The 24,480-nt window shown below is 38.1% G+C and carries 21 protein-coding genes; 11 read left to right on the top strand and 10 right to left on the bottom strand.

All coding sequences use genetic code 11. The annotated features are described in order from the left end of the window. Both M9949_07685 and gap read right to left on the bottom strand, forming a co-directional pair. On the bottom strand, positions 1-1,191 hold the full coding sequence (locus M9949_07685) for a phosphoglycerate kinase (protein MCO5251288.1): 1,191 nt from the start codon (positions 1,189-1,191) through the stop codon (positions 1-3). Positions 1,192-1,245: 54 nt separating this feature from the next. Further along, entirely contained in the window at positions 1,246-2,250 is a 1,005-nt protein-coding gene (gene gap / locus M9949_07680; protein MCO5251287.1) for a type I glyceraldehyde-3-phosphate dehydrogenase, read from the bottom strand. A 168-nt stretch (positions 2,251-2,418) separates the two neighbouring features. On the opposite strand from gap, the gene M9949_07675 reads away from it, so the two are divergent. The 7 genes from M9949_07675 to M9949_07645 all read left to right on the top strand — a co-directional run bounded on the left by M9949_07675 (position 2,419) and on the right by M9949_07645 (position 8,236). Next, positions 2,419-3,540: a sugar phosphate nucleotidyltransferase gene (locus M9949_07675; protein ID MCO5251286.1), complete on the top strand. Its 1,122-nt coding sequence runs from the start codon at positions 2,419-2,421 to the stop codon at positions 3,538-3,540. 29 nt (positions 3,541-3,569) lie between these two features. Next, complete coding sequence (locus M9949_07670) at positions 3,570-4,634, top strand: bifunctional phosphoglucose/phosphomannose isomerase (protein ID MCO5251285.1); 1,065 nt, start codon at positions 3,570-3,572, stop codon at positions 4,632-4,634. 103 nt (positions 4,635-4,737) lie between these two features. Beyond that, positions 4,738-6,078: an aminomethyl-transferring glycine dehydrogenase subunit GcvPA gene (gcvPA, locus tag M9949_07665; GenBank protein MCO5251284.1), complete on the top strand. Its 1,341-nt coding sequence runs from the start codon at positions 4,738-4,740 to the stop codon at positions 6,076-6,078. Beyond that, entirely contained in the window at positions 6,078-6,395 is a 318-nt protein-coding gene (locus M9949_07660) for a septum formation initiator family protein (protein MCO5251283.1), read from the top strand. The genes gcvPA and M9949_07660 overlap by 1 nt, the downstream gene beginning before the upstream one ends. Before the next feature lie 2 nt (positions 6,396-6,397). After that, positions 6,398-7,321 (top strand): ROK family protein, encoded by a 924-nt coding sequence (locus M9949_07655; GenBank protein ID MCO5251282.1) that lies wholly within the window; start codon positions 6,398-6,400, stop codon positions 7,319-7,321. Next, positions 7,318-7,695, top strand: coding sequence for a RidA family protein (locus M9949_07650; GenBank protein MCO5251281.1), 378 nt, complete (start codon positions 7,318-7,320; stop codon positions 7,693-7,695). The genes M9949_07655 and M9949_07650 overlap by 4 nt, the downstream gene beginning before the upstream one ends. Beyond that, positions 7,682-8,236, top strand: coding sequence for a DUF5683 domain-containing protein (locus M9949_07645; GenBank protein ID MCO5251280.1), 555 nt, complete (start codon positions 7,682-7,684; stop codon positions 8,234-8,236). The genes M9949_07650 and M9949_07645 overlap by 14 nt, the downstream gene beginning before the upstream one ends. On the opposite strand, the gene M9949_07640 is transcribed toward M9949_07645, so the two are convergent. Further along, on the bottom strand, positions 8,223-11,039 hold the full coding sequence (locus M9949_07640; GenBank protein ID MCO5251279.1) for a SpoIIE family protein phosphatase: 2,817 nt from the start codon (positions 11,037-11,039) through the stop codon (positions 8,223-8,225). The two genes, M9949_07645 and M9949_07640, sit on opposite strands and share 14 nt — an antisense overlap. A gap of 93 nt (positions 11,040-11,132) precedes the next feature. On the opposite strand from M9949_07640, the gene M9949_07635 reads away from it, so the two are divergent. Next, positions 11,133-11,801 (top strand): DNA alkylation repair protein, encoded by a 669-nt coding sequence (locus tag M9949_07635; GenBank protein MCO5251278.1) that lies wholly within the window; start codon positions 11,133-11,135, stop codon positions 11,799-11,801. 8 nt (positions 11,802-11,809) lie between these two features. Here the strand turns inward: M9949_07635 and pnp are convergent, their stop codons facing one another. The 7 genes from pnp to nusA form a co-directional block, all read right to left on the bottom strand. Next, complete coding sequence (gene pnp, locus M9949_07630; protein MCO5251277.1) at positions 11,810-14,068, bottom strand: polyribonucleotide nucleotidyltransferase; 2,259 nt, start codon at positions 14,066-14,068, stop codon at positions 11,810-11,812. A 68-nt stretch (positions 14,069-14,136) separates the two neighbouring features. Then, positions 14,137-14,403, bottom strand: a complete 267-nt coding sequence (rpsO, locus tag M9949_07625) for a 30S ribosomal protein S15 (GenBank protein ID MCO5251276.1) — start codon at positions 14,401-14,403, stop codon at positions 14,137-14,139. A gap of 57 nt (positions 14,404-14,460) precedes the next feature. Then, the gene (locus M9949_07620; protein MCO5251275.1) at positions 14,461-15,417 is read right to left on the bottom strand and encodes a bifunctional riboflavin kinase/FAD synthetase; all 957 of its coding nucleotides are present in this window, start codon (positions 15,415-15,417) and stop codon (positions 14,461-14,463) included. Then, positions 15,404-16,141, bottom strand: a complete 738-nt coding sequence (gene truB, locus M9949_07615) for a tRNA pseudouridine(55) synthase TruB (protein MCO5251274.1) — start codon at positions 16,139-16,141, stop codon at positions 15,404-15,406. The genes M9949_07620 and truB overlap by 14 nt, the downstream gene beginning before the upstream one ends. A gap of 4 nt (positions 16,142-16,145) precedes the next feature. Then, entirely contained in the window at positions 16,146-16,520 is a 375-nt protein-coding gene (gene rbfA / locus M9949_07610) for a 30S ribosome-binding factor RbfA (GenBank protein ID MCO5251273.1), read from the bottom strand. 9 nt (positions 16,521-16,529) lie between these two features. Beyond that, positions 16,530-19,739 carry a translation initiation factor IF-2 gene (infB, locus tag M9949_07605; protein ID MCO5251272.1) on the bottom strand — a complete coding sequence of 1,070 codons (3,210 nt, stop codon included), beginning with the start codon at positions 19,737-19,739 and terminating at the stop codon, positions 16,530-16,532. 12 nt (positions 19,740-19,751) lie between these two features. Beyond that, complete coding sequence (gene nusA / locus M9949_07600) at positions 19,752-21,092, bottom strand: transcription termination factor NusA (protein ID MCO5251271.1); 1,341 nt, start codon at positions 21,090-21,092, stop codon at positions 19,752-19,754. Between the two features lie 189 nt (positions 21,093-21,281). On the opposite strand from nusA, the gene M9949_07595 reads away from it, so the two are divergent. The 3 genes from M9949_07595 to M9949_07585 form a co-directional block, all read left to right on the top strand. After that, positions 21,282-22,439: an acyl-CoA dehydrogenase family protein gene (locus tag M9949_07595; GenBank protein ID MCO5251270.1), complete on the top strand. Its 1,158-nt coding sequence runs from the start codon at positions 21,282-21,284 to the stop codon at positions 22,437-22,439. Positions 22,440-22,561: 122 nt separating this feature from the next. Further along, a complete protein-coding gene (pruA, locus tag M9949_07590; GenBank protein MCO5251269.1) occupies positions 22,562-24,106 on the top strand; it encodes an L-glutamate gamma-semialdehyde dehydrogenase in 1,545 nt (514 codons plus the stop codon). A gap of 126 nt (positions 24,107-24,232) precedes the next feature. Further along, positions 24,233-24,480: inositol monophosphatase (locus M9949_07585; GenBank protein MCO5251268.1), on the top strand; the 248-nt coding region annotated here is incomplete at its 3' end.

Genomic DNA, 24,480 nt, shown 5'->3' with positions numbered 1-24,480 from the left:
TTATAATTCTAAAGCAGCAACACCCGGGAGAACTTTGCCTTCCATAAATTCGAGAGAGGCTCCACCACCTGTTGAAACATGTGATATTTTTTTCTCAAGTCCAAATTTACTGATAGCAGCGACGGAATCTCCCCCACCAACCACAGTAATCCCACCTTTGGAAGTTAAATCGGCAAGAGATTGTGCAATTGCTTTTGTTCCTTTTGCAAAATTGCTCATTTCAAATACTCCCATAGGTCCGTTCCATACGACAGTTGCAGCATTCAAAATAATATCGCTGAATTCCTGTGCTGTTTTCTCGCCAATATCCATTCCAACTGAATCACTTGGAATATTGTCGAAAGCAACTGTTTTATGTGGAGCATCATTAGTAAATGAATCAGCTACTACAACGTCGGTTGGCAACATTAACTTGATGTTTTTGCTACTTGCTTCATCCAACAAACTTTTAGCTAAAGCAAGTTTATCATCTTCGCAAATAGATTTGCCGATTTCATAGCCCAAAGCTTTGTAGAATGTAAACATCATTCCGCCACCAATCAAAATCGAATCGCATTTTGTAAATAGATGTCTAATAACATCAATTTTGCCTGTAATTTTGGCGCCACCAATGACAGCTACAAATGGTTTGCGTGGATTTTTGATTGCGTTTCCGAGATAGTTCAGTTCTTTGAGCATGAGCATTCCGGCATATTTTTCCTCAAAAAACCCGGCAATAGCCGCAGTACTTGCATGTGCTCTGTGAGCTGTTCCAAATGCATCGTTTACGTAAACATCGCCCAATTCGGCTAATTTCTTGGCAAATTCGATGTCATTGGCTTCTTCTTCTTTATGAAAGCGCAAATTTTCGAGCAAGACAAGCTCGCCCAATTCGGCATTATCAATAGCTTTTTTGACTGAAGTGCCAATGCAATCTTCGGCAAAAATCACTTTGTAACCGAAATGGTCTTTCAAATAATCTGCAACAGGTTTTAATGAAAATTCAGGATTGACTTTCCCTTTGGGTCTTCCCAGATGAGACATCAAAATCGGAATTCCACCTTTATCAATTATAATATCAATAGTTGATAAAGATTCTACAATTCTTGTGTCATCAGTAATTTTGCCATTTTTGTCCAAAGGAACGTTGAGGTCAACTCTGACAAGAACATTTTTATTTTGGAAATCGGCTTCATCCAAGGAATGAATCATAATTTCAACCTTTGTTGTTTTTGATAAAAAAGATAATTTCGATATAAAGTATGATTACAAATCAGTGCCTAATTTTTCCAATAAGTCAGTAATGCGGCAAGAATAACCGAATTCATTATCGTACCACCCTACTACTTTTACATGATTGCCGCTAACTTGAGTCAATTGGCTATCAAAAATACATGAATGAGGATTACCGACAATATCAGATGAAACTAATGGTTCGTCGGAATATTCTAAAATGCCTTTCATGCTTGTTTCCGAAGCTAATTTCATAGCATTATTGATTTGCTCTACAGTTGCTTCAGTATTCAAAATAGCTGTCAAATCTGTCAAAGAACCGTCCGGAATTGGAATGCGTACTGCATAACCGTGCAATTTGCCTTTCAATTCGGGCAATACTAAGCCTACTGCTTTTGCAGCACCGGTAGTCGTAGGAATTGCGTTAGCTGCGGCAGCTCTGGCACGTCTCAAATCTTTATGCGGTAAATCGAGAATTCTTTGGTCGTTGGTATAAGCATGGATAGTAACCATAAATCCGGAATGAATTCCAAATTCATCATTTAGAACTTTAACCATAGGTGCTAAACAGTTTGTAGTGCAAGAGGCGTTCGAAATCGTTTTTTCTTCTCCTGTGAGAACGAAATCGTTGACACCTAATACAACAGTTGCATCAAGAGCATCTTTTGCCGGAGCCGAGAGAAGGACTTTTTTGGCTCCACTTGTTTCTATATGTTTCAAAAGTTGTTCATTTCTGGTGAAAGCGCCCGTGGATTCTAATACTAAGTCAATATTTCGCCATGGAATATTTTCGATAGCCTTTTCGGCTGAAATTGGAATGTTTTGACCGTTGACAACAATTGAATTTTCAGTATGAGACACTTCTCCTTTGAATTTGCCATGTACAGAATCATACTTGAACAAATGTGCCAAAGTAGCGGCATCAGTTAAATCATTTATACCGACCAATTCCAGTCCACTGTTACGGTTGAAAATTTCGCGGGCTACAAGCCTTCCAATGCGACCAAATCCATTTATTGCAATCTTGATTGCCATGATCATCCTTTTAATGAAGTTAAAAACATACTACAAAAGTAATAATTTATACCGCTTAAAACGATTTTGAGTCACGAAAAGTTTAATTTGGACATGGTAGTTATCCCAAAAAGGAAATTATCCAAAGAAATGTTCTTATATTTGCTATTTGTATTCATAAGAAATTATATAATGATTAAAACGTGTGTTATAATGGCGGGTGGTTCGGGCGAAAGGTTTTGGCCCCTAAGTCGTAAAAACCGTCCCAAGCAACTTTTGAAGCTTGATTCGAAGTATAAAACTATGCTTAGGCAATCTATTGATAGGATTGGCAAAGCTATAGACAAAGCTGATATTTTCATTATAACTTCTGTCAACCTTTTGGAGCCGATTCGCAAAGAATTAACTGACATTCCTGCAAGTAATGTAATAGCAGAACCATCAAAAAAGAATACCGCACCATGTTTGGCTTATGCTGCCGCTTTCTTGAAAGCGAAGTATCAAACAGACGATGCCGAAATCTTGATGGCAGTTTTGACGGCTGACCACAAAATCGAATCTGACGAAGACTTCCAAATGAATATCGGTGCGATTTTGGATTTTGCTTCTCTAAATCAAGGTTTATGCACAATCGGTATAAAACCTGCAAGACCTGAAACAGGTTACGGTTATATCGAAGTAGAAAATGATTTTATCAATTACGATACAGCTCAAATTGCTCCTGTTGCGAGATTTCATGAAAAGCCTGACGCCGAGAAAGCAAGCGAATATATCGAACGTGGGAAATTCTTTTGGAATAGTGGAATGTTCTTCTGGCGATTAGATGTTTTTACAAGTGAAATGAAGAAACATTTCCCGGAAGTTGGCGAGCACATTGACGCTATGGCTGAACTGCATTCCGGTACAACGGAAACAGCTTTCCCCGGTACAAATGAAAAAATAATTGAGCTTTACAATAGTTTCCCTAATAAGTCAATTGATTATGCACTGATGGAAAAATCAAAATCAGTCTATGTTGCGAAAGCAGATTTTACATGGGATGACATTGGCTCTTGGGATTCTTTTTCACGTTTGCACGGGGCAGACAAGGATGGCAATTTGAGTTTTGGCGATAACATAGTATCGGTTGACTCTAAAGATACTATGATAATCAACAGCACAGAAGACAGTAGAATGGTATCGGCACTCGGTTTGGAAGATATTATCATAATCACAACTGACGATGCTGTGCTTGTATGCCATAAGTCGAAAGTTCAAGACGTAAAGAAAATAGTTGCGGAACTACGCGACAAAAAAATGGATAAGTGGCTCTAATTTTATAAATTTTTCAGCAGAGCAATCATATGTTAACAATTAAATACGACATTAATTCGATGCAAGAGATATTGCATAATTTTCATGTGCAATTCAAACATGCTATCGAAATCGGCGAATCTTTCGAAATTGATACTACCTACGAACACGTTCGCGAAATTGTGATTTGCGGAATGGGCGGTTCGGCTTTGGGAGGTAATCTTCTGAATTCATATTTGCAATCGCCGAGTTGCAAATCCAATATTAAAATTCGTGTGAATAAGGGATATGGTTTGCCGCATAACATAGCAGCGAATTCTCTCATTATCATCAGTTCATATTCAGGCAATACCGAAGAAACTCTCGCAGCGATGGAAAGCGCTTATGATAATGATTTGAGTATGATTTGCTTAACTTCCGGTGGAAAAGTTAAGAAATTCGCTAATTCAAAGAATATACCGTGTTTGATAATTCCCGAAGGATTCCAACCACGATGTGCCTTAGCCTATTCGTTCGTAGGATTGCTTTATATTCTTATCAAGAGCAAAGTATTTTCGCCGGAATTGAGCAAAAGCACAATTGCAGGGCTTACTGAAGCCCAAGAATTGCTCAAACGCGTTACAAGTCGTTACGAAAGTCATGACTTTGCAAACCCGGCATTCAAAGCCGCAAATGATTTGTTCAGAAGCTATCCTGTCATTTATTCGGCAGATGCGATAACAGATTCAATCAATTTGCGCTGGCAAGCACAAATTCACGAGAATGCTAAATCTCCTGCTTTCGGGAGCTATTTGCCCGAAATGAACCACAATGAAATAAATGCCTGGTTTGCCACTGAGCCTAATTCACCAAGATTCAAATTCATTTTCTTGCGAGATAAAGAAGACCACCCAAGAGTGAAAATTCGTTTTGATGCAATCAAAGAGATGCTATCGGAATTTTACGACGTTTATGAATTTTACGGGACCGGTAATCACATTTTAGCGCGAATGTTCGACCTGATTTACCTTGGCGATTGGTTAAGCTATTACTTAGCCGTACTCAACAAACAAGACCCCATAAGTATTCCTGTCATCAATCGTTTGAAAGAGATTTTGGCAAAACATAAGAGTTGATAAACCATTTTCAAGATATTTTTTGTTATCATTGTAAATAGCAGTAATTTTGTATGATAACATTTTTCAATTTTTAAAAAAAATATCAAAGTTAGGAGTAACAATGACATTCGTACCAAACACCGATTCCGAAAGAGCTGAAATGTTGAAAACCATCGGTGTGGAAAAATTTGATGACTTGATTGCAAATATACCAAGCAAATTTAAAATAACCGAACCCTTGAATTTGGAAAGCCGCCTTTCTGAGTTGGAAGCATTCAAATTGATGGACAAATACGCAAGCCGTAACATTTCGGCAGTATCGCATATTTGCTATATTGGCGGTGGTGCATACGACCATTACGTACCGTCAATTGTTGGTTCGGTACTACAAAAACCGGAATTCAAAACAGCTTACACTCCCTATCAAGCTGAAGTTTCGCAAGGCACTTTGCAAGTAATGTATGAATTCCAATCCATGATTTGCGAAATCACAGGAATGGACGTGGCTAATGCTTCGCTTTATGATGGCGGAAGCGCTTTGGCAGAAGCATGTTTGATGTCCAATGCCCACAATAGAAAATCGAAATTCTTATTTGCCGGAACTGTGCATCCGAGCTACATCGAAGCTACAAAAACAATCACAGCAGGCAGAGAATTCACTTACGAATCATTTATCAAAAGTGATGGTTCGGCTGATTTGGACGCTTTGGCAGCGGCTATGACTGACGATGTTTCAGGCGTCATAGTTCAAACACCAAATTTCCTCGGAAATATCGAAGATGTTTACGCTATCGAAAAAATCGCTCATTCAAAAAAAGCTTTGTTTATAGTAGTCACAAACCCGATTGCTCTCGGTGTACTTGAAGCACCGGGCAAGTATAATGCAGATATTGTAGTTGGCGAAGGTCAATCTTTAGGTATCTCACTTAGCTACGGCGGACCATACTTAGGATTGTTTGCTTGCAAGCAAGAATTTGTACGCAAAATTCCCGGCAGATTATCAGGAATCACACAAGATTCGGAAGGCACTCGTTGTTTCGTATTGACTTTGCAAACTCGCGAACAACAAATCAAACGCGAAAAAGCAACTTCGAACATTTGTACAAATCAAGGCTTGTTTATGCTTGCAGCCACAGTTTATATGACCACAATGGGCAAATCCGGCATCAAGGAAGTGGCGGAACAAAGTTTCCATCGTGCTCATTATTTGGCTGAACAAATTAGTCAAATTAATGGCTTCAATCTTATTAACACTTTACCATTTTTTAACGAATTTGTGGTTGAAACTCCTGTTGATGCATCAACTATAATTTCCGAGGGACTTCCCGAAGGTTTAATCGCCGGTTTGGACATTTCACGCTTTATGCCTGAACGAAAAGGATTGATGATAGCTGTTACCGAAAAGAGAACGAAAGAAGAATTGGACAAATTAGTAGAATTTTTGAAGAAATACCAAGTTTAATGAAATTCAGCTTCACGGATATAAATTTTTACAAGAAACGCCGATGGACAATTATCGGCGTTTCTGCCATTTTGTCAATTGCATTGATTGTGACAATATCCGATTACGGGCTTTGGAACAGATTTACATTAGAATACGAAACAAAGAGTCTCGAACGCGAAATCATTGCATTGAAGGATAGCAACGAAATGCTCTTAGACGAAATCGAGATGCTCAAGACTGATACTACAACTATCGAAAAAGTTGCCCGCGAAAAATACGGCATGAAAAAACGTAACGAAACAGTTTTCGTTATACAAGACAACGAAGGCAAATAGATATGTTGCTCGGGATTGATATTGGCGGTACATCTATTAAAGTCGGCTTATTCGATACCGAATTGTCTCTAATCAAAAATTATTCCTTCCCAAGCAATTCATTTGATGATTCCTCAAAATTTTTCGAGTTTTTGAACCAGGATATTTCTACTATCTCCGATGCTTATAGCGTTGAAGCAATAGGAATCGGTATTCCGGGATTGTTATCAAAAGATTTCATTTTGGAAAAATCTCCAAATTTGAAATTCCTCGAGGGCGTCAATCTTGCTGAAAATTTGCTGAATAAATTAACTGTTCCCGCTGTAATCGAAAATGATGCTAATATGGCAGCTATGAGCGAACTAATCGGTCAATCTGAGGAAAACATTGACAACTTTGTTTATCTTACAATTGGCACCGGAGTTGGCGGTTCAATAATTATTGAAGGGAAACCATTCCATGGGGACGCCGGTTTCGCAGGAGAAATCGGGCATATAATTATTGACAGCAAATTCGACGAAAATTCTGACGTATATAGAATTGGTACTCTTGAATCAAAATGCGGCAAGCAAGGAATAGTTGATTTCTACAACTCACTCACCGGCTCAAACGAAGCAATTGGCGTTAAAGATATTTCAAAATTGGCAGAAAATGGCGATGCGATTGCTGTCAAAACTCTCGACCATACAGCATTTCACCTTGCCTCGGGAATTATATCCATAATTCATGCCCTGAATATTTGCAAAATTGTCATCGGTGGCGGAATTTCAAATTCAAATTATTTATTACAAAAAACCACAAAATACGTCAACAAACGTGTAATGTATGGAAATAAGGAATTAATCTCTATAAAAAGAGCCAAGCATAATGAGGATTCCGGCATCTATGGTGCTGCTTATTGTGCAAAATCAAAATTGTTATCCATTAAACAAAAGGAAAAAATATGAAAGAACAGATTTTAACAAAAAACGCTCCCGCTCCAATCGGACCATATTCACAAGCTGTCAGAGCGGAAGGAAAATTTATTTTCATCTCAGGTCAAATACCGTTTACTCCTGAAGGACAATTAGTCGGCGAGGGTATTACTATCCAAACTCAACAATCAATCAGGAATATTGCAGCCATTTTGGAGTCAGTTGGTTTGACATTGGAAAATGTAGTAAAAACAACTGTTTTGCTCAAAAACATGGAACATTTCGCTCAGATGAACGAAATCTACAACCAATTTTTTGAAACAAGCAAACCCGCTCGTGCAGCCTATGAAGTAGCACGTCTCCCAAAAGACGTTTTGGTAGAAATTGAAGCAATTGCAGTTTATTAATCTGATAAAAAGATTGAATACTTACTACAAAATATTGTTGATTTCATTCATATTCATTGCAAATATTGCATTTTGTTATTCGCAAGATGAAATTGATACGGCAAAAGTAGAAAGTACGGTAAAAAAGTCAAAATTTGAAATGACAAAATCCCCATCCGGTGCAATATATCGCTCGTTGATATTACCCGGGTGGGGACAATATTATGTCGAAAGCTACTGGAAAGCTCCTATATTTTTGGCAGGGGCACTCGGGCTATATGCTTCGATTGTTTACAACCAAATTGAGTTTAGTAATTATGCTGAAATACTTGATGGAATGGAGAAAAATAACCCTGAATACGAAATCACTTTGCTCCGCAGGGAATATTTCAGGGATAACCGCGATATGAGCGGATTTTACCTAATCGGTGTTTATGTCTTAGCAGCAGTTGATGCATACGTTGGAGCACATTTATTTGACTTTGAAGTAGAAGAAAACCTGAGCATTGGCTTTATCCCCCATTCTCTTAATCCCAGATTAGCTATTTTTATAAGATTTTAACAATCAACAATGTCATATCATCAAATTGCATTGTGCCGTTTGTATAATTACTAATATCATCGAAAATCGCATCTTTTATTTCAAGTGATGATAAATGTGAATTTGCCAAAAGCACGTCAGACAGCCTTTCATCACCATATTCATCATTTTCATTATTACGACTATCGGTAATTCCATCAGTATATAAAAGTATGACATCGCCTTTGTTAATTTTTCTATGGTACTCTTCAAGATTTGAAGCAAAAGTATCTGAATCGGTCAAACCTAATCCCATACCAATTGGCTTGATTACTTCAGCCTTTCCGGTAGTTGAATCAAAGTATAAGAGCGGATTATGCCCTGCTCTGACAATCTTCAAAGTCATATCGGAAGTGTTCAGTTTTGCAGTAAGTGCAGTCACGAAAAAGCTTTTATCAATCTTTCTATGAAGCTGAGTATTGGCATAAATCATAAGATTGCGTGGCGAAAGGTCGAAAACATTTAAAGTACGAATTACACCTTGAATTTTGGACATATATAAGGCTGCTGAGGTTCCTTTGCCGCTAACGTCGCCTATGATGAAAGTTTGCGATTTGCCGTCTTTGCTACCTAAGTAATCATAAAAATCTCCACCAACTTCTAATGCCGGAATTGAAACCCCAAAAATATCAAATCCCTCTAAATCAGGAGCTTTGGAAGGCAAAGAAGCTGTTTGGATTTCTCTGGCAAATTCGAGTTCGTGTCTGATTCGTTCCTGTTGCGACAGTTTTTCGTATAGCAAAGAGTTGTTGATAGTGACAGAAGCTTGATTGGCAATAGATTTGAGCAAATCAATTTCGTCATGAGTCAATCCTGTTTCGGATAATTTCTCGCCTAATAATATTACACCATTGAATTGGTCGCGAGTCTTGATTGGTACCAAATTTTCGATTTCAAATTTATAATAAACTTCCTTGATGCCATCCGGCAAATAGTCAGATGAAAAAACTCCGTTGAATTCCTTCAAATAAAAAGTGAACCGTCGCGAAAGTGATTTGTTGAAGTTCTCCAATTCAATACCGTCAAATCCGCCATAATTCTGATAACGGATGAACTGGTCAGTGCCGTAAATTATAATACCAAATCGCTTGAAACCGATTACTCTATCAAGATTTGCCATGAAAGTATCCGCAATTGTTTCAATCCCGGAGCTTGGTTCGATAGATTCAAAAATTTGCGAGTAAACCGATTTGTAGTTAATTGTCTGGCGGTCAAATTTCTTATTGAGCCAAATTGAAGTATTCAGACGAAGCTGATATACTCCGAAAAATGCTATAACTGAAGCTCCCAACAAAATAAAAAATTCTATTCGTTTTGAATTGCTACCGATCTCATTATCTCCTAAAACTTCGATAGCAGTGCCTGTAAAAACAATCTCCGGAACTTTGATGTCAATTCCTGTGATAAAGAAAATTATTACAGCCAGAATCACGATAAACATAACGTTGACAAGAGTCAAGGCGAATGCAAAAATAATATTCCGTCTGAATTTGAAATCAAAATCTAAAAGTCTGTAACGCCAAATAGTATAAACTATCCCAACAGGAATCATAAATATGACTAATGGAAGAAATTCAACAACTGTAGTTACATATTCTCGGCTCATCAAATTAAAATTTTGGATAATCAAATCGAAAATCATAAATGATGATACAGCAAAGATAATTATTCTTATAAAAAGGCTTTTGCGTTTTTCTTCTTTCTTGAAATGCTTTCTATTCCAAATAAAAAGGACTATAAAATACAGCAAAATGGCAGTTACTCCATACATGAATAAATATGGCATGTATGACAAGATTTTCCAAAAATAAAGTATCGAAGCTAATGAGAATAAAATCGCCGCCATAAGATAACCAACTAAAATTGGCTTTTGCTTTTTGATGATTTGGGGCTTTTCCGAAGGAAAATACAATGCTGTGTGAAAGAATAATGGGATACTGAAAATTAATACAAAATTCGTCACAAAAAAGGCAATTTCGGTTAATAAAATTTGGTCATTCGGCAAATGTACAAACAAGTGAAACAATAGCATCCCAACAAAAATAATAGAGATGGAAATCATCCTACCCGCAACTAAGTTGGGTTTGTTAAAACCAATCCAAAACCCTATGAAAATAGTAAGAATGCTTGTAGTAAGACTAACTAATGAGTACCAACTTATTCCGATTTTTGAAAGTGCAACCTTTACTTCAAACTTTTTTTCATATCGCAAGATTTCATACATTATTTCTTTACCGCTTCCCATACGTCTCATGAGTCTATCTGCTTCGAAGATATCGTTGAAACTTTTGCCGTTGACTCTTATAATCAAGTCACCTTGTTTGAGCCCTGCCCTATCCGAAGCACCACCTTCAACAACAAAATTCACCCATGCAGACATTGGAACATATACAGTAAATTGTTCCGGAATATCAGACTTTTTAATTAAAATCGTAAATGTATTTCGATTTTGAAGATTTCGAAACTTTAGACTGACGGTAGAATTTGGTGAAATCTTATCAAAATAATCATCATATTTGAAATTTGGTGGTGCTAATGATGAATCATTGATTGCAATCAGTACGTGACCGGGTTTTATTGTGTCAAGTTTGTTTTCTTTATCAGGATTTTTACCGATTATGGTTTTTGTTGTATAATTGAAATCGTTTAATTGGGTGTAAAGATTATCATCGGTTGTGCTTGTAATCAATAAATAAAATACAAGCACAATATGACTCACTACCACCAATGAAGCTATGGCAATAATATTTTTGAAAACATTTGGATTTTTGTCCCAGTAAGTCATATATCGATTTTAAAATTAATAATAGTTAAATTACGTTCTCAAAACAAAAAAGTTATCATTATTTAAAAATAATAAAAAATAGGATAGGTACATATGCATGAAGCTCAAATAATTCTTGATTTGCTCAAATCTATGCGTAATGAAACAAACATTGCCGGGATGAAAAGATTCGGAATTGAATCAAAAATCATACTCGGCATTTCTATGAAAGAATTGGAAAACATGAAAAAACAAATCGGCAAAAACCATGATTTAGCATTAGAGCTCTGGGCGAGCGAAATTCACGAAGCACGTATGCTTGCGGCAATGGTTGCAGAACCAAGCTTGGCAACGATTGAACTAATGAGCAGTTGGGCAAACGATTTTGATAATTGGGCAGTGTGTGATAGCGTTTGTAACAAATATTTTAGAAAAGGTCCATATATTTTGGAAGCTATAGATATTTGGGTCCATTCCGATAAATTATATGTTAAACGAGCAGCATTTGCAAGCATAGCCATAATTGCAGTTCATCTAAAAAAGCTATCAGACGATGATTTTAAGCAGTATTATCAAATGATATTGGATAATTGCACTGATGAACGCAAACATATTGCCAAAGCGGTCAATTGGGCTTTGAGGCAGATTGGCAAACGCAATGCGACTTTGTGTGATGAATCAATCGAAATCGCAGACCAGATAATAAAGCAAAATCCACAAAACAGAACTGCTTTGTGGATTGCAAAAGATGCTAAAAGGGAATTAGAAAAAAAGACTTTCTAAGATTGAAATTATCTTCTGTTTCTGTCGCGGTCGCCGCCTCTGTCACGGTCTCCGCCTCTACCTCTGTCGCCGCCACGACTGTCTCTACCTCTATCACCGCCACGACTGTCTCTGCTATCGCGGTCACGATTGTACGGTGGTGGTTCGACATAGCCTTCAGGCGGTGTCAACAATGCTTTGCGACTCAATCTGAATTTGCCGTCGCGAGTAATTTCGAGTAATTTTACATCAATTTTATCGCCAACGGTTAATACGTCGGCAACATTTTCAACTTTTTCGTAAGCTATTTGTGAAATATGGAGCAAACCTTGTGTTTTAGGTAGGATTTCGACAAATGCGCCGAGTCCTTCTCTGATTTCCTTAACTGTAGCGTGGTAAATTTCACCTTCTTTCGGCTTAGAAACCAATCCTTCAATTAATACCACGACTTGGTCTGCTGCTTCTTTGCTTGTTGAAGCAATCAAAACAGTCCCGTCGTCTTCGATATTGATTTCGACGCCATAATCCTTGCATAAACCGCGAATCGTTTCGCCACCGGTACCAATGACAGCTCCAATCATATCTTGTGGGATAGTCATAGATGTATATCTTGGTGCATATTGCGAAATGTCATCTTTTGGAGTGTCTATGATTTGGTTCATGATATTCAAAATATGCAAGCGACCGATTTTTGCTTGGTGCAAAGCAGTCGTCATAATTTCGAGAGATAAACCTTCGATTTTGATATCCATTTGGCAAGCCGTGATTCCGTCTTCGGTTCCGGTGACTTTGAAGTCCATATCGCCCAAGAAATCTTCGTCGCCAAGAATATCAGATAGTACAGCTACTTTGTCATCTTCTTTAATCAAGCCCATTGCAATACCTGCTACAGCTTTTTTCATAGGCACACCTGCTTCGAATAGTGCCATTGAACCTGCACATACAGTTGCCATCGACGATGAGCCGTTAGATTCCAAAATATCGGAAACTACGCGCATAGTGTATGGGAAATCTGCAGCATCGGGAAGCATACCTTTCAAAGCTCTTAAAGCCAAATTTCCATGCCCGACTTCTCTACGACTTGTGCCGAACATTCTTCCGACTTCGCCTGTTGAAAAAGGCGGGAAATTGTAATGAAGCATGAATCGCTCTGATTGGAGCGGAAGCAAGCCGTCAATCATTTGTTCATCGCGGTTAGTACCGAGAGTAACGGAAGTCAAACTTTGCGTTTCGCCACGAGTAAAGAGTGCTGAACCATGAGTACGAGGCAATAATCCGACTTCGCCACTAATAGCGCGAATATCCGAAGTGCCTCTTCCATCAAGACGAATTTTATCGTCAAGAATCATCAATCTCATCATTCTCTTTTCGAGTTCCGAAACGACTTTTGAAGTATATTTTTCGATTTTAGGAGCAATTTCTTCATTTTCGGCAAATTGCTCAGTCATTTTCAAAACTGCTTTATCAAAGATTGCTCTACGTTGTTCTTGTCTTTCACTTTTGGTGGTGATTTTGTGAACGTAAGTATTCAATTCATCTTCTATTTCATTTACTATGAGGTCATAGACTTCATCAGGTATTTCATTAACAAGAACTTCGCGTTTTTCATTGCTATATTGAGCCAATAATTGATTTTGCAAATTATTTAAAACCTTGATTTCCTTATGGGCATATTCAAGCGCTTGAACGAATACTTCTTCGCTAATTTCTTTAGATTCACCCTCAACCATCAAAATCGCATTATCAGTACCTGCCACGATAATATCAAGAATAGATTCCTGTAATTGCTCGTAAGTTGGATTAGCGATAAATTCGCCATCAATCATGCCTACTCTCACTTCGGAAAGTGGACCATTGAATGGAATACTTGAAATAAGCAAAGCTGCTGAAGCGCCAACTGCAGCTAAAGTATCAGGGTCATTGTCTGAGTCTGCCGAATATACTGAAGCGATTATTTGTGTTTCGTAATTCCAACCCTTTGTAATCATTGGTCTGATTGGTCTGTCTATCAAACGCGAGGTTAAAATCTCCTTTTCGCTCGGTCTTCCTTCTCTTTTGATGTAACCACCGGGAATTTTTCCGGCAGCTGAGGTTTTTTCTCGATATTCGACTTGTAGAGGCAAAAAATCAATATCAAGTTTTGGGGTATCTGCGGCAACAACTGTCACTAATACATAAGTATCCCCGCAACTAACCATGACAGCCCCGTTGGAGAATTTTGCAAAGCGACCGGTTTCTAAGGTGTATTCCTTGCCGTGAAAATCTAAAGATACGCTAACTTTTGACATAATATATCAATTATAATTTAACAATAATGTTCGGATGAAAAAAAAACGGCGAAATCGCCGTTCTTTAGTTATTTACGAAGTGACAAGGCGGCTATCACCTGGCGGTAACGGCTGATATCATTCTCCATCAAATACTTAAGAAGCTTGCGTCTTTTTGATACTAACCTAATCAAACCTCTACGACTGTGGTGGTCTTTTTTATGTGTATCAAGGTGACCTGTTAGATGAGTAATCCTCAAGGTAAACAATGCAATTTGGACTTCCGGCTTGCCGGAATCAGCTTGGTCTGCACCAAACTTTGTAACAGCTTCTAACTTTTGTTCAGATGTAATCATCTAAAATTTCCTTAAAATTTTTCCTATTAAACGAATTTTAAAAATACGACTTTTTTTTCAAATAATAAAATCATTTTTATGATTTGGGAGTTTTTTCATCGAGTTTTCTTTATCTATAACGAGTTGATTGGTCAATTCGTTTAAACTATTAAACTTTTGTTCATGTCTCAAGAAATTATGGAAATTTATTCGTAACTCTTTATCATAAATGTCTCCATCAAAATCAAAAAAATGCACTTCGAGCGAAACCTGTTTGTCATCGCTCACAGTAGGTCTATAGCCGATATTTGCCATTCCCCAATAATGAATGCCGTCAATAACTGAACTAACCAAATACACTCCAATTGCAGGCAATATTTTATATTCGTACGGCACCATTATATTTGCCGTTGGAAATCCAATCGTAGAGCCGCGTCTGGCGCCTCTGATGACATTTCCAGAAACGAAAAAAGTATAGCCCAATAATTCATTTGCCAATTCAATTTCATTAGCTTGCAAGGCTGTTCTGACTTTAGTACTCGAAATGATGATTTCGCCATCTTTGAATGGCTCGATTTTTTGGACTTCAAAAGCAAATTCAATCGCCAAGTCTCTTAATAAATCAATATTTCCGGAACGATTTTTACCAAAAGTATGGTCGTAACCGATTAAAATTTTGTTGAAACCAATTTTTTCATAAAGATAATCAATAATAAACTCTCTCCCGGAAAGTTGCGAGAAATCGAAATCAAATTTGATAACAAAAACATGTTCGATATTATTACGCTCAAAAAGTAACAAACGTTCCTCAGTCGAAGTAAGCAGCGATAGTTTTGGTTTGTCGGGTTTGCCGAGAACTAATCGAGGATGCGGGTCGAAAGTCACAACTAAATGTTCGGAATTGCTTTCTGAAGCATCATTAAGCATGGTGCTGAATATCTGCTTATGACCGATATGCACTCCATCAAATGTGCCAACGGTCAAAATTCTATTACTAAATTTATTTATCTCACTTAGTGAATTATAAACTTTCAACGGTATTCGCTTTATAATTGTTTAATAATTCCATAAATTCATTTATGGTGATAGCATCCGATACTAAAAATTCGCCAATAGCTGTGCGACGCAATTGTTTCAAATATGCACCTGCACCAACTGATTGCCCTAAATCATTCGCTAATGAACGAATATAGGTCCCTTTTGAACATTTTATAAAGACGTCGGCAATGCAATTTTCGTAATTTAAAATGTCAAATTGGTAAACTTCAACTAATGAGGGCTTAATTTCAACTTCTTGATTTTTTCGAGCATATTTGTAAAGGCTTTTCCCTGCTACTTTTTTCGCAGAAAATATTGGAGGAATTTGAGAAATTTGACCTATGAAATCTTTTGCTGATGATTGCAATAATTCGAGTGTGATGTGTTCTGTAGGGCGAAAATTTTCTTCTTCAAATTCCGAATCAAATGATTTGGTAGTTGCACCAAATTTGAATTTACTTTCATAGACTTTTAGTAAATCTTGAAATTCGTTGATTTTTTTTGTATATTTCCCGAAGCAGATAATCAACAATCCGGTTGCCAAAGGGTCTAATGTACCCGCATGACCGATTTTTTTAATTCTTGTGAGTGAGCGAAGTTTGGCAACGACATCGAATGATGTCCAATCAAGTGCTTTATCAATCAGAATCATTCCGCCGTCAGAGTTCAAGCCTTCGAACCATTGATGGAACTCATCTAAATTCCGTTTTGTTAAAATCATAAGGCTATTTATCTGAAGATTCGTTGAACAAATCAGCGTTTCCGGTTTTGGAGGAATTTATGAGGTCTTTGATGTGGTCAATCTGGTCAAGTGTATCATCATAATAAAATTTGAAATCCGGAATCGTACGTAATCGCATTTCTTTAGCAATCAAATGCTTGAAAAGATGTTTACGCCTTTCGAGTTCTTCAAGCAGCAATCCGGGTTGGGTCTCTTTGCCGAACAAACTAACATAACATTTCACGAGATGCAAATCACTTGTCATCTTGACAGAAGTCAAGGTGGCAAATCCTGCTTTAATTTCTCGCGAAATATCTGTTATATGTTGAGCAAGAAGTCTTTTGACTGTACTTGCTACTTTTTCGGCTCTTATCGACATGATTTATTATTACTTCAACTTACGCTTAATTTCAACTAATTTGAATGACTCAATGATATCAGATTCCTGCAAATCATTGTACCCGTCGATTTGAATACCGCATTCATATGCTGTATCCACTTCTTTCACATCGTCTTTGCCGCGTTTGAGTGATGATATTCCACCCTCAAATTGGACAAATCCATCTCTACGGACTCTGATTTTATCGTTACGTGTGATTTTGCCACTCAAAACGTAACAACCGGCAATTACGCCGAGTCGAGAAATTTTGAATGTTTTTCTGACTTCGACTGTAGCAGTGATTTCCTCTTTGTATTCCGGTGCAAGCAAACCTTCCAATGCTAATTGAATCTCATTTATACAGTCATAGATGATATTATATAGTCTGATGTCAACTTGTTCCGATTCAGCTGCTTTGCGAGCTTTAGCAGAAGGATTGACGCTAAATCCAATCACAACGGCACCGGATGCGGCAGCCAACATAACGTCGGTTTCGGAAATTGTGCCTACGCCCTTGTGCAGTATTTGGACTTTAACTTCTTCAGTTGAAAGTTTTTGCAAAGAATCACTCAATGCTTCTACGGAACCTGTCACGTCACCTTTGATTACCAAATTCAATTCCTTCACTCCACCAAGCTGTATTTGAGCAGAAATTTGGTCGAGCGTAACAAGTTTAGTTTGGCGAAGTTCTTGTTCGCGTCTTAATTTCTTACGTTCGTTCGCAATTTCGCGAGCTTCAATTTCACTTGCGGTTGACATAAATGAATCCCCTGATTCAGGCAAACCGTCGAATCCTACTACCAAAATCGGGTCTGCCGGACCTACAGAATCCACTCTCTTTTCGCGTTCGTCGAGTAATGCTCGGACTTTACCGGAATGGAAACCTGCTACGAATGGGTCGCCGACTTTCAATGTTCCTCTTTGGATTATGACGGTTGCAACGGCTCCAAATCCTTGTTTCATATTGGATTCGATAACAACGCCTTTGCAAAGTCTATCGGGATTTGCTTTCAATTCCAAAATTTCAGCTTCGAGCAAGATTTTTTCGAGCAAAGTATCAATATTTTTTCCGAATTTGGCAGAAATTTCAACTGCTTGATGATTACCGCCCCATTCTTCAACAAGAACACCGTAATCAGCAAGTTGTTGTTTGATTCTGTCCGGATTAGAGTCAATTTTGTCCACCTTATTAATCGCAACCACAATTGGCACTTTTGCTGCTTTAGCATGACTAATCGCTTCAATTGATTGAGGCATCACACTATCATCAGCAGCAACGACTAATACAACGATATCAGTAACTTGAGCACCTCGAGCACGCATGGCAGTAAATGCTTCGTGACCCGGAGTATCTAAGAAAGTAATTGATTTGCCATTCGGAAGTTCCACGCTGTATGCACCAATATGTTGGGTGATACCGCCGGCTTCACCTGCTACCACATTGGCACTGCGAATATGGTCGAGCAATGAAGTTTTACCGTGGTCAACGTGCCCCATGATTGTCACAATTGGAGCGCGTGGCTTCAAAGTTTCAATTGGGTCAATGTCTTCCTCTACGGTTAGTACTTGTTTTTGGTCTAAAAATTCAACATCGTAACCATAGTCAAGGGCTATCATCGAAATAGTATCTTTATCCAATCTTTGGTTAATCGTAACCATCAGATTGAGTTCCATACATTTCATTATAACTTCAGAAGGCGAAATGCCCATAAGCGATGCTAAGTCACTTGTGGTAACATATTCTGACAATTTTAGGATTTGGTCTTCAATCGCCTTGTCTTCCTTGATTTTCATTTCCTTTTCTTCGCGTTCTGCCTTGCGTTTCAATCTCATACGATTCCGTTGAGACGTACCACCCGAATCCATACCTGATAAGGTTTCGCGAATCGCTCTGTCCACATCCTCTTGACTAATCGTCTCGCGGATAGATTTTTTGCGTTTACGTTTCTTTTTGTCGTCCTTTTCAGGAGCTTTTTCTTCTACTTTTGGTTTGTCTTTAAATTTCGTTTTTAAATCCAAAACTTGCTTAGTGGACGGCTGCTGAACTGGAGTTTCGCCAACATTATGCTTGCGTTTTTTAAATTGCTTTGGTTTAGCTGCAGATTTATCACCATCGGCTGCAGTTGCTTCTTTTTCTTTATCCGGAGGCGGACTTGTTCTGGTATCGGCTCTCCTCGGTCTTCTTTTCTCAGCTTTAGCTGCTTTTTCGTCCGATTCTTGTTTAGCTTTTTTATCCGCTTTGATTTTCTTTTCAGCTTTTTCGGCGGCTCTTTCCTTGCGTGATTTGGGGGCTTTAATATCAATTTTGCCTAAGACAGTAAGCCCACGTAACTGACGACCGCTTGCGATGTCATCTTTTTCTTGAAGTTGTTGTCGTTCAATTTCATCAGATTCGTCTGTATCATCAACTTCATCAACATCGTCAATATCATCTACATCATCAATTTCGTCTATATCGTCAATTTTTTCAGCTGATTCTTCAATTTTTGTTTCAATTTTAGGTTCGAGCACTTCGACAGGTTCCGAAACTGGTTCAACTTCTTGTGATTCAATTTCTTCAACTTTCTTAACTTCTTTTTTAGCTTTAACGTGCTTATGTTCAATTTTTGTTTCTATGACCGGAACTTCTTCAACAATTTCGACAGCTTCAGGAATGATTTCCGGCTCAATTGCTTTGATTTCCTCGACTTGGGGAGCATCTTCAATTACTTCGACAGGTGCAATTTCTTCCGGTGTAATTTTTTCTTCGATGATTTCAATAGCTTTGGCTTCTTCAACTTCTGATTTTGGGGCTTCTTCGATTTCGGGAATGATTTTTTCAGTTTTGGCTGAAACGACCTCATTCGGTTCACTATGAACAGCTTCGACAATTGGTTCGATAATAGGTTCGGGTTCAACTATTTCCGCTGTCGCTTCCTCATGATGATGATGGAGAGCTTGCTCTTTGAGCTTGTCTTCACGGTATTTATCATCAACGGTTCGCTTGTTTTCGACCCGGATATCTTTATACTTTTGGATTTTTTCTCGAACAGTTTCGGCAGCTTTCTTTTCGCGTCTGAATTTTTCGTAAACCAAATCTACCATTGCAGGTGTAAGCGAAGTAATGGGTTTATTGACGATGTCAAAACCCTTACCGTTTAGAAAATCAACAATAGTGTCTCTGCCAATGTTAATTTCAGATGCTAATTTGAATAGCTTAATATTTTTATCTGTAGCCATAAATCCTATTTGTTAATCCAATATTATGTCTTGATTCGGCTTGAAATTTTTAATCGCTTCAAGAATCTCAGCTTGTTCGTGTTCGTCAAATTCTACAAGCATAATTTGGCGAAGTTCTACGAGTTTTTCTTTGGTCATTCCGGGTATTGTCAACAAGAAATCTGTGTTCGCTTCTAAGAACTCGCGAGCAGTTTCAATTCCTGTATCGAATACCAAATCGTATAATTCTTTACCCATATCAGGCAAAAATTCAGTCAATTCAATATCTTCGTCACCAAGCTTAGTGAGCAAAATATTATATCCTGTTAATTTTGAAGCCAATCTTACATTCTGTCCGTTTTTACCGACAGCGAGAGCAACTTGGTCGTCTTTTACAGTGACGTTTGCAGTTCTTGTTTCAGTTGAAAGTTCAATTTCATCAACTTTAGCAGGTGACAATGCACGAGCTATGAATAAATTTATATCCTCAGTATATTCAATCAAATCTATATTTTCGTTATTCAATTCGCGTACAATCGAGTGAATTCGTATCCCTTTCATACCTACACAAGCTCCGACCGGGTCAACTCTGTCGTCGAATGATACAACTGCGACTTTTGAACGTTCGCCCGGGTCACGAGCAATTGACTTAATTTGGATTATACCATCGTAAATTTCCGGAATTTCAATTTCGAATAATCTCGCCAAAAAGTCTTCTGATGCACGTGACAAAATAACTTCGGGTTGTCCGCCAGCACCTGAGCGATTGACTTCTTTGATGAGAGCTTTGATAGTTTGATTTTTCTTGTAACGATAAGGCTCATTAGGGATTTGTTCTTCACGTGGAAGTCTCATCTCAATTTTGTTGTGGACAACTAAGATGTCATGGCGGCGAACTTGATAAATTTCGCCGATTATGATTTCGCCAACTTTGTCAATGTATTCGCGAAAAACATTATCCTTTTCAACTTCTCGAATTCTTTGGTTCAGATTTTGCGAAGCTAAAGTCACAAGACGTCTGCCGAAGCTTTCGGAAATATTATCCAAAGTAATTTCCTCGATGAATTCATCACCAATTTCATATTCTTCGTCGGAATATTTTCGAGCGTCCGAAATCGCTATCTGAAGCACTTCATCCTCGACTACATCGACAATTTCTCTCATGAGATAAATTTCGATATCGCCTTTTTCCATATTGACGATAATCTCGAATTTCGATTCTTGCCCGTATTTTTTACGGATTATCATCGAAAGAGTTTCTTCGAGAATACCTTGAAGCAAATCGCGGTCAATGCTTTTATGCTTAGCCATTTCTGCAAATGCTTCGATGATGACTTTTTTGTCAATCTTATGTTTGGGTTTACGTCGAGCCATAATTGTAAACAGTTATAATATCAAAATTTAAGAAATATTAAAAAATGGGCTTCACGAGCCCATCCCTTTTGAGATTTACAAAAGTAACAATTTTTCTTGATTTATCATGATATTTCGCACATTTTTTCAGAAAATTAAGGTATTTTTAACAAATGAGAATTTAAAACATTTTAAAATCTATAATATAGAATGCCCATGAGTGATTTTTTTTATACAGATGAGCTATTATCCGAAGATGAGATAATGTTTCGAAATATAGTCAGAGATTTTGTTGATGACGAGGTAATTCCCGTAATCGAATCTCACTTTCAAAATGCTACTTACCCAACACATTTGACTAAGAAATTAGCAAATTTGGGTGTGTTCGGCATTAAATTTCCCGAGCATTACGGTGGTTCAGGCGCCGGATATGTGATGTACGGGCTTGCGATGCAAGAACTCGAACGAGGCGATTCGGCAATTAGGTCTTTCGCATCAGTCCAAAGTTCTTTGGTGATGTATCCAATTTGGAGATATGGCAGCGATAGCCAGAAAGACAAATATCTCAAGAAATTAGCAGAAGCTGAATTCATTGGTTGCTTCGGTCTAACCGAACCTGATTTTGGGTCAAATCCCGCAGGAATGATAACAACTGCAACTAAAACAAGCACCGGATTTTTGCTCAATGGTGCAAAAATGTGGATTACAAATGGTACTGTAGCTGATGTAGCTGTAGTATGGGCAAAATTAGACGGTGAGATTCACGGTTTCATCGTTGAGAAAGGCATTCCGGGCTTTACAGCTCCCGAAATGAAAGGGAAACATTCTCTGAGAGCCTCAGTTACATCGGAATTGATATTCCAAGATTGCGAAATTCCAGCCGAAAATATTTTGAATATTTCCGGATTGAAAGGACCGCTATCGTGTTTGACTCAAGCTCGATATGGAATAGCCTGGGGTGCTGTGGGTGCCGCATTAGCTGTCTATCAATCATCGGTAGAATATGCAAAATCTCGAATTCAATTTGATAAACCAATTGGTGCTTTTCAGTTAGTTCAGGAAAAACTTGTTTACATGTTCACTGAAATTTCCAAAGCTCAACTTGTGAATATCCGATTGGGAAGATTGATGGAAGAAGGCAAAGCCACTCCCCAACACGTGTCTTTTGCAAAACGGAATAATGTAGAAATGGCTCTAAACTGTGCCCGATTAGCTCGGGAAATTCACGGAGCTAACGGCATACTCGGTGAATACCCGATTATGCGCCATGCTGCAAATTTGGAATCCGTGAAGACATATGAAGGCACTCATGATATTCATACATTAATTCTTGGTCATTATATCACAGGATTACCTGCTTATCAGTAAAGCTATTAATAATATTACAAACTTATCGAATTGAGTCCGATTCTTCTTGTTTATTATAATTTTTTCATTAATTTTGTATCCATGTTAAATGCAATCTTCATAAAACATATTGGAGCAATCACATGACTGAATTTCAAAATTTAATGCCTTTCGATTTTACAATTGAAGAAAACGTTAGAAAGCAAAAAGAAGCGATTGAATACGTACGTCAACAGTTAGGAAAGGAATATCCGAATATAATAGGCGGAAAACAAGTTTTTACTGACAAAAAAACTGCATCATACAACCCCGGCAACAAAAGCGAATTAGTCGGGACATTCCAAAAAGCCGGTGCAAAAGAAGCAGAAGATGCTATCCAAGCGGCACTCAAAGCATTTGAAACTTGGAAATATACTCCAGCCGAAGAAAGAGCCTCATACTTGTTCAAAGCAGCTGAAGTAATGAAAAAAAGACGTTTCGAAATCAATGCTTGGATGATTACCGAAGCGGGTAAAAACTTCGCAGAAGCTGATGCAGACACATGCGAAGCAATTGATTTTATGGAATTCTACGGTCGTGAAGCAATCAGATACGGGCAAGAACAACCTCTTACACCATTCCCGGGCGAAAAGAACCAATATTTCTACATACCGCTTGGAGTTGGTATTTGTATCCCACCTTGGAATTTCCCATTTGCTATTATGGCGGGAATTTCATCAGCATCTTTTGTAACAGGTAATACCGTTGTTATGAAACCATCGTCAGACACACCAATGATGGCATATTTGTTTGCCGATATAATGAGAGAAGTCGGATTGCCGGAAGGCGTCTTGAATTTCTTCGTTGCGTCCGGTGCTGAAGCAGGCGATTACTTAGTTGACCATCCGAAAACAAGATTTATCTCTTTCACTGGTTCGATGGAAGTCGGACTTAGAATTATCGAACGTGCCGCCAAAGCAAATCCCGGACAACTATGGATAAAAAGAGTCGTTGCGGAAATGGGCGGAAAAGATGCAATTATCGTTGACTCCGAAGCCGACGTTGATGATGCTGTAAAAGGTGTCGCTGCATCTGCATTCGGTTTCCAAGGACAAAAATGTTCAGCTTGTTCACGTGCAATCATTGACGCATCAATTTATGATGAATTCGTTGCAAAATTGAAACTCGAAGTCGAAACTTTCAAAATCGGCGACCCGAGAGAAGATTACCGTGTCGGTCCTGTCATCAATCAAAGTGCCGAAAAATCAATGTTGGAATATATCAAAATTGGTCACGAAGAAGGCAAATTACTTTGTGGTGGCAAAAAAGTCGAATCTTTGGACGGATATTATATCGAGCCGACTGTATTTATTGACATTGATGAAAATGCCCGACTTGCCCAAGAAGAAATTTTTGGTCCTGTTTTGGCTGTCACAAAAGCACGCGATTACGACCACGCTTTGGATATTGCAAATGGTACACTCTATGGTTTGACAGGCGCAGTTTATTCCAAAAATGAAGCGAAACTCGAACGTGCTAAACGTGAATTCCACGTGGGGAACCTCTATTTGAATCGCAAATGCACAGGTGCATTAGTTGACGTCCATCCATTCGGCGGATTCAACATGAGCGGTACAGATTCTAAAGCCGGAAGCCGTGATTATTTCATGCTATTTTTGCAAGGAAAATCAGTAGCAACAAAAATTTAATTTTTGATTAAGAATTGATTAAAAAACCGAATCTGTATGGATTCGGTTTTTTTTTATAAAATAAGTCAAGTTCATATGTCTCTATATATTTTTAATATTTAATTTAAGCAAGAAAAATTGAAAACAATGTTAGAATTACTCGAAAAATGTGCTGTCGAAGCTGCCCTCAAAGCGGGAGCTATATTGAAAGAAGGCTTCGGTTCGACATTTGAAATAAAAAACAAGACAGGAATCAACAATTTGGTGACCGAATACGATTTCAAGGCTGAAAATGCCATAATTGAAACGATTAAGTCATATTTCCCCGAACATAAATTTTTGGCTGAAGAAACCGGAGATACCGGAAAAGAGGATTCGGACTATCAATGGGTAAT

The sequence above is a fragment of the Candidatus Kapaibacterium sp. genome, assembly GCA_023957315.1.
In the GTDB taxonomy this organism is placed as follows: domain Bacteria; phylum Bacteroidota; class Ignavibacteria; order Kapaibacteriales; family UBA2268; genus PGYU01.
This window is presented reverse-complemented; position numbering and strand designations above follow the sequence as displayed.